Here is a 6681-nt window from a genome sequence, read left to right as displayed (position 1 = left end):
CCGACCACCCCGACACGGCGTCCGATCCGGCAACAACGGCTCCAGCCGCGCCCACTCCACATCCGTCAAATCATGACGATCAAACATACGCCAGGTTCTACCCGACCCATCCCACAAGATCCACAGGACACGCCCTAGTGCGGTGTCCACCAATGTTGGTGGGTCTATCGGTGGATCCAGGTTTCCGCTGGCAAGGCGCCGATTCGCCCTCGTACTGGACCCGTACTTGGGCGGATCGGCAACGCCGCCAGCGGAAAGCTGGGCCGCCGAGAGACCCGGCGAACGTCGGTGGACACCGCACTAGTCGCTGAGTACGGCCGCGCACTCCTTCAGTTGCTCCTGCGTCAGCGGGCCGTGGGCCAGCGCGCCCGCGTTGTCCTCGGCCTGGGTGACGTTGCGGAAGCCCGGGATCGGGACGGTCCGCTCGCTTCGGGCCCACACCCAGGCGATGGCGCCCTGTGCGAGGGTGCGGCCGCCACTGGTCAGGATCTCGCGCAGGCTCTCGACCCGGCGCGACCACTCCGGCGTCGGCACGCCCTTCTCGAAGAACCGCAGCCACTCCGGGGCGGCGGTGCGGATGTCCGCCCCCGTCGCGGGCCGGCTGGTGCTGCGGCCGCCCAGCAGGCCCATGGCCAGCACCGTGCGGTTGATGCTCGCGAGGCCGTGCCGGTCGCAGATGTCCAGGATCTCCGGCGAGTCGTGCAGGACCGACAGCTCGTGCTGCACGGCGACGCAGCCCGGCCGGTCCGCCCATGCCGCGGCGTGTTCGGGGTTGTCCGTGCTCCACGCGTAGCCGCGGATCAGGCCCTCCTCGACCAGCTCCTCGGCGGTGTCGGCCAGTGCCTCGGCCTGTTCGACCGGCGGCGCGGGGTGGAGCTGGTAGAGGTCCAGGTAGTCCGTGCCGAGCCTGGTCAGCGTGGCGCGGATGGCGGTGCGCATGTACTCCGGGGTGACGTCGACGGACGTCTTGACCTTCGTCCGCTCGTCGAAGACGTTGCCCCACTTGCTGGCGATGACCACCTCGTCACGGTGGCCAGCGACGGCCCGGCCGAGCACGCGCTCGCTGTGGCCCGCGCCGTAGACGTCGGCGGTGTCGAAGAACGTGACGCCCAGGTCCATGGCCCGGCGGATCGCGGCGATCGACTCGTCGTCGTCGACCTCGCCCCAGCCGAGCGGGTTGCCCTCGGTGTCGGAGAAGGGGCCGCCGATGGCCCAGCAGCCGAACCCCAGTGCGCTTACCCGTCGGTCTCCGATGACTCGTTGTTCCATGGCTACCCATCGTGGTACGTGGAGCGCGCTCCAGGTCCAGGGCTATTTTGGGAAGATGCGTAGTGAGGTGAGCCCCAAGCGGGTGCGGGTGTACGCCGGCGGGCAGCTCGTGGCCGACAGTCGCGCGCCGGTGCTGGTCTGGGAGATCCCGTACTACCCGACCTACTACCTGCCGGCCGCGGACGTGCTCGCCAAGCTCGAGCCCGCCGCGGACGACACCTACGACGTGGTGGCCGGCGCCACGGTCGTGCCGGGCGCGGCGCGGCTGTCCGACGACCTCGTCCGGCTGGAGTTCGGCGCCATGGACGAGTGGCTGGAGGAGGACGAGCCGATCTACGTCCATCCGCGCGACCCGTACAAGCGGGTGGACATCCTGGCCAGCTCGCGGCACGTCGAGGTGCGGGTGGACGGGCAGGTGGTCGCGTCGTCGACCCAGCCGCGGATCCTGTTCGAGACGGGCCTGCCGCCGCGGTACTACCTGCCGCTGTCCGACGTCCGGATGGACCTGCTGCGCCCGTCGACGACGCGGACCTCCTGCCCGTACAAGGGCACGGCGGAGTACTGGAGTGTCGGCGAGCACGAGGACATCGTGTGGATCTACCGGACACCGCTGCCCGAGAGCCAGAAGATCGCCGGCCTCGCCTGCTTCTACAACGAGAAGGTGGACCTCTTCGTCGACGGTGAGCCGCAGGAACGGCCCGAGTCCCCGTTCAGCTGATGAGAGAGCTGATCTACCTCTCGGAACGGAAGCTGAGCGAGTTCCGGCAGGAACGTCGCCGCGGGTTCCGCGTGCGGGAGATCGGTGTCCCGGGTGTCGGGCAGGTGGGCATCGAGCAGCAGGGGGACGCACACCTCGACGACGTCATCGACCACCTCGGCGGCATCGCACGCTGGTTCGCGGAGGACGGGCTGGCACCCGGCGAATGGGTGCGGTTCGACGCGACGATGAGCTATCTCGTGCTCGAGCCGCCGAGCGCCTCGGCCGTCCTGCTGTTCGCCGACGAGCCCGGCGGGCGGCGGCTGCTCCTGCACGGGTCGCCGGACCACCTGATCGGGACTCCGCCGGGCGCACGGCTCCCCGCCCCCAGCGTGTCCCTGGGACCCGTCCTGAGCCGGATGCTCGCCGCCTATGTGGACAACCCGGGCGCACGGCCGCTGCTAGGTCGCCTGCTCGACCACGTGGCGGACCCGTACGACCCGGAGCTCGCCGCGCGGATGACCGGCTTCGCGCGGGTCACCGCCGTCGGTGACGGTGGAGTGGTGGCGTCGCCGCTGTTCGTGGCGTACGCGCGTCAGTAGCCGAGTGCCTCGTCTATAACGCGGTAGATGCGTTTCTCCGAGACGGGGTAGGCGGTCTTCAGGGTCTGGGCGAAGTAGCTGACCCGCAGCTCCTCGATCATCCAGCGGACCTCGGTCAGCCGGGGATCGTCGCCGAGCTGGCCGCGGGCCTCCTCGTACGCCTCCCACACGCCCTGTACCGCGTGGGTCCAGTCCGCGTCGCGGGCGGGTCGTTCGGCGAGCTTGTCCAGGCGGCGCGACATGGCCGTCAGGTAACGCTCCACATCGGACAGTCGCGCGTAACCGGTCGCGGTCACAAAACCGTTGAACACCAGGCGGTTCCGTTGGGCACGCAGGTCGTCCACGGATGCCGCGAAGACCGCGCCGGTCATGCGGGCGAGCGCCGCGTCCAGTGACGCGTGGGCGGTCAGCACGCCCCGGGTACGCGCCAGCACGTCGTACAGCACGTCATGCAGGTCGGCGCGAACCTTGTCACACAACGACCTGAAGTCCGCGGCCGTCCACACCGGACCGCCGGCCCGGCCGACGAGGTGGTCCGCCGCGCAGTTGAGGCAGTCCTCCAGCAGGCCGGGGACGCTCCCGTGCGGGTTCGCCGACAGCGCGAGCTTCGCGGCGTTGTCGAGCCGGCGCACCACGTGCTTCACCGGTGTCGGCACGGTCAGCAGCACGAGCCGCCGGGTGCCGCGGGCCATTTCCCGTTGCTGCTCGGCGGGATTGTCGAACAGCCGGATCGCGACCGAGGTGCCGTTGTCCACCAGCGCCGGGTACGCCGTCACCTGCTGGCCGGCCCGCCGCAGCGACACCGAGCGAGGCAGCTCCTCGAAGTCCCAGGACGTCAGGCCGTCGCGGGTGATGCCGTCCGCGCCGTCCTGGAGCGACTCGCGGACTCGGTCGGCCAGCTCTCGTTTGAGCGCCCCGAGATCCTTGCCCTGGACGATCGGCTTCGCGGAGTCCTCCTCCACGACCTGGAACGTCGTACGCAGGTGCTCGGGCACCTGGTCCAGCTGCCACGCGTCGGGCGGCACGACGACCCCGGTCAGCTCCCGGAGGATGTCGGACACGTCGTCGACCGTCGGTTCGGCCACCGAGGACAGCCGGTCCAGCACCGCCGCCACGTGGTCGGGCACCGGCACGAAGTTGCGGCGTACCGGTTTCGGCAGCGAGCGGATCAGCGCGGTCACCAGCTCGGTCCGCATGCCGGGCACCTGCCACGGCAGACCGTCCGCGCTCACCCGGTTCAGCAGCGGCAGCGGCACCTGGACGGTCACCCCGTCGCTCGCCTCGCCCGGCTCGAACCGGTAGGTCAGCGGCAGCTGGATCTCGTTGTGCCGCACGGCATCCGGGAAGTCCTGCGGGCTCACCCCGATTTCCGGGTTCACCAGCAGGTCACGCGTGAACGTCAGCAGGTCCGGTCGCGACTGGCGGATGTCCTTCCACCACGTGTCGAAGTGCCGGCCGGACACGACCTCCTGACCGACGCGCTCGTCGTAGAACTGGAACAGCGTCTCCTCGTCGACGACGATGTCCCGCCGCCGCGCCTTGTGCTCCAGCTCCTCGACCTCTTCGAGCAACGCGGCGTTGTGGGTCAGGAACGTGTGCCGGCTCTCCCATTCCCGCTGTACCAACGCATGCCGGATGAACAGCTCGCGGGACACCTGCGGGTCGATGCGACCGTAGTTCACCGCACGGTCCACGACGATCGGCACGCCTAGCAGCGTGACGCGCTCGGTCGCCATCACCGCACCGCGCTTCTTCTCCCAGCGTGGCTCGGAGTACGTGCGGCGCACCAGGTGCCCGGCGAGCGGCTCGATCCAGTCCGGCTCGATGCGGGCCACGATCCGGCCCCACAGCCGGGTGGTCTCGACCAGTTCGGCGACCATCACCCACCGCGGCTGCTTCTTGAACAACGCCGAACCGGGGAAGATGCCGAACCGGGCGTTGCGGGCGCCGAGGTAGTCGTGCTTCGCGGCGTCCTTCAGTCCGACGTGCGACAGCAGGCCGGCGAGCAGCGACCGGTGTACCGCGTCGGGCTTCGCGGGGGTCTCGTTCGGCACCACGTCGAGGCTTCTGGTCATCTGCTTGAGCTGCCCGGCGACGTCCTGCCACTCCCGCACCCGGAGGTAGTTCAGGTACTCGGACCGGCACAGCCTGCGGAACCGGTTGGCGGACAGGTCGCGCTTCTGCTCGGTCAGGTACTCCCAGAGCTTCAGGTAGGACATGAAGTCCGAGTCTGGGTCACGGAAGCGGGCGTGCTGCTGGTCGGCCTGCGCCTGCTTGTCCGCCGGCCGCTCCCGCGGGTCCTGGATGGACAGTGCGGCGGCGATGACCGTGACCTCGGTGACACAGCCGTTCTTGTCCGCCTCCAGCACCATGCGGGCCAGCCGCGGGTCGACCGGGAGGCGGGCCAGCCTGCGTCCCAGCACGGTCAGCCGCGGCAAGGTGTCCTTCGTGGAGGTCTCCAGCGCGCCGAGCTCGTGCAGCAGGTTCATGCCGTCGGTGATGTGCCGGCGGTCCGGCGGCTCGACGAACGGGAACTCCGCGATGTCGCCGAGGTCGGCCGCGGCCATCTGGAGGATGACCGACGCGAGGTTCGTGCGCAGGATCTCCGGGTCGGTGAACTCGGGACGCGCGTCGAAGTCGTCCTCGGCGTAGAGCCGGACGCAGATGCCGTCCGAGGTGCGGCCGCAGCGGCCCTTGCGCTGGTTCGCCGACGCCTGCGAGATCTTCTCGATCGGCAGCCGCTGGACCTTCAACCGGTTGCTGTACCGGGAGACGCGGGCGAAGCCGGGGTCGATGACGTACTTGATGCCGGGCACCGTCAGTGAGGTCTCCGCGACGTTCGTGGCCAGCACGACGCGGCGGCCGCGGTGTCGCTGGAACACCCGGCGCTGCTCCCCCGCCGAGAGCCGCGCGTACAGCGGCAGGATCTCCAGGCCCGGTTTCTCCAGCGCGACCAGTGCGTCGGCGGTGTCACGGATCTCCCGCTCACCGGAGAGGAACACGAGGACGTCGCCGGGGCCCTCGGCGGCCAGCTCGTCGACCGCGTCGAGGATGGCCTGCGTCTGGTCACGCTCCGAGTCGGCGTCCGGGTCGTCGGGGTCCACGATCGGGCGGTATCGCACCTCTACCGGGTACGTCCGGCCCGAGACCTCCACGATCGGGGCGTCGTCGAAGTGCCGGGAGAAGCGTTCGGGGTCGATGGTCGCCGAGGTGATGATCACCTTGAGGTCGGGCCGGCGCGGCAGCAGCCGCTTGAGGTAGCCCAGGATGAAGTCGATGTTGAGGCTGCGCTCGTGCGCCTCGTCGATGATCAGCGTGTCGTACTGGCGCAGCATGCGGTCCGACTGCAGCTCGGCGAGCAGGATGCCGTCGGTCATGAGCTTGACGTACGTGCGGTCGCTGACGTCGTCGGTGAACCGGACCTTCCACCCGACGGCGTCGCCGAGCTTCACGTCCAGCTCGTCGGAGATCCGCTCGGCCACCGTCCGCGCGGCGATCCGGCGCGGCTGCGTGTGGCCGATCATCCCGCGCACGCCACGGCCCAGCTCGAGACAGATCTTCGGCAGCTGGGTGGTCTTGCCGGAGCCGGTCTCGCCTGCGACGATCACGACCTGGTGGCCGGCGATGGCCTCCGCGATGTCGGCCCGGCGCTGGCTGATCGGCAGCTCGTCCGGATAGGTGACCGCCGGCACCGCCGCCGCCCGGCCGGCCACCCGACTGGCCGCCTTCTCGACGTCGACCGCGATCTCCTCGAGCCGCCCCTGCCTGACCTCGGCATTCTTGATCTTCCGCAGCCCGTCGAGGCGACGACTCAGCCGACGCTCGTCACGCAGCGTCAGATCTGGGAGGCGGGCACGCAGGCTGGAGGGTGTACTCATGGCAGTACCGAGCCTAACGGCGCGCACGACCGACTTATTTCCCCAGCCCGCGAGTCCCGCGTTCAAACACAGCGAGTCCCGCGTTCAAACACCCTGAGTCGCGGTTTCGTGCACGCGACCCGCCCGACACCGCGACTCGGTATGGGTGAACGCGGGACTCGATGTGCGCGAACGCGGGACTCGGTATGGGCGAACGCGGGACTCGCGACGTGCACGAACACGGGACTCGCGATGT

At 69.8% G+C, this 6681-nt stretch carries 4 protein-coding genes; 2 read left to right on the top strand and 2 right to left on the bottom strand.

The annotated features are described in order from the left end of the window. Positions 1-300: 300 nt before the first annotated feature. Complete coding sequence (locus VET29_RS35615; RefSeq protein ID WP_324929117.1) at positions 301-1269, bottom strand: aldo/keto reductase; 969 nt, start codon at positions 1267-1269, stop codon at positions 301-303. A gap of 55 nt (positions 1270-1324) precedes the next feature. Between VET29_RS35615 and VET29_RS35610 the strand changes: the two genes are divergently transcribed. Both VET29_RS35610 and VET29_RS35605 read left to right on the top strand, forming a co-directional pair. Beyond that, positions 1325-1987, top strand: a complete 663-nt coding sequence (locus tag VET29_RS35610) for a DUF427 domain-containing protein (RefSeq protein WP_324929115.1) — start codon at positions 1325-1327, stop codon at positions 1985-1987. After that, the gene (locus VET29_RS35605) at positions 1987-2568 is read left to right on the top strand and encodes an SAVMC3_10250 family protein (protein ID WP_324929113.1); all 582 of its coding nucleotides are present in this window, start codon (positions 1987-1989) and stop codon (positions 2566-2568) included. The genes VET29_RS35610 and VET29_RS35605 overlap by 1 nt, the downstream gene beginning before the upstream one ends. Here the strand turns inward: VET29_RS35605 and hrpA are convergent. Continuing rightward, positions 2562-6446 (bottom strand): ATP-dependent RNA helicase HrpA, encoded by a 3885-nt coding sequence (gene hrpA, locus VET29_RS35600; RefSeq protein ID WP_324929111.1) that lies wholly within the window; start codon positions 6444-6446, stop codon positions 2562-2564. The genes VET29_RS35605 and hrpA overlap by 7 nt on opposite strands. Positions 6447-6681 lie beyond the last annotated feature (235 nt).

This window comes from Actinophytocola sp., assembly GCF_035634895.1.
Lineage (GTDB): Bacteria > Actinomycetota > Actinomycetes > Mycobacteriales > Pseudonocardiaceae > Actinophytocola.
This window is presented reverse-complemented; position numbering and strand designations above follow the sequence as displayed.

What these genes read in the sequence shown, in the direction of transcription:
- VET29_RS35615 (WP_324929117.1), bottom strand. Translation starts at nt 1,269, where the DNA reads ATGGAACAACGAGTCATCGGAGACCGACGGGTAAGCGCACTGGGGTTC.
- VET29_RS35610 (WP_324929115.1), top strand. Translation starts at nt 1,325, where the DNA reads ATGCGTAGTGAGGTGAGCCCCAAGCGGGTGCGGGTGTACGCCGGCGGG.
- VET29_RS35605 (WP_324929113.1), top strand. Translation starts at nt 1,987, where the DNA reads ATGAGAGAGCTGATCTACCTCTCGGAACGGAAGCTGAGCGAGTTCCGG.
- hrpA (WP_324929111.1), bottom strand. Translation starts at nt 6,446, where the DNA reads ATGAGTACACCCTCCAGCCTGCGTGCCCGCCTCCCAGATCTGACGCTG.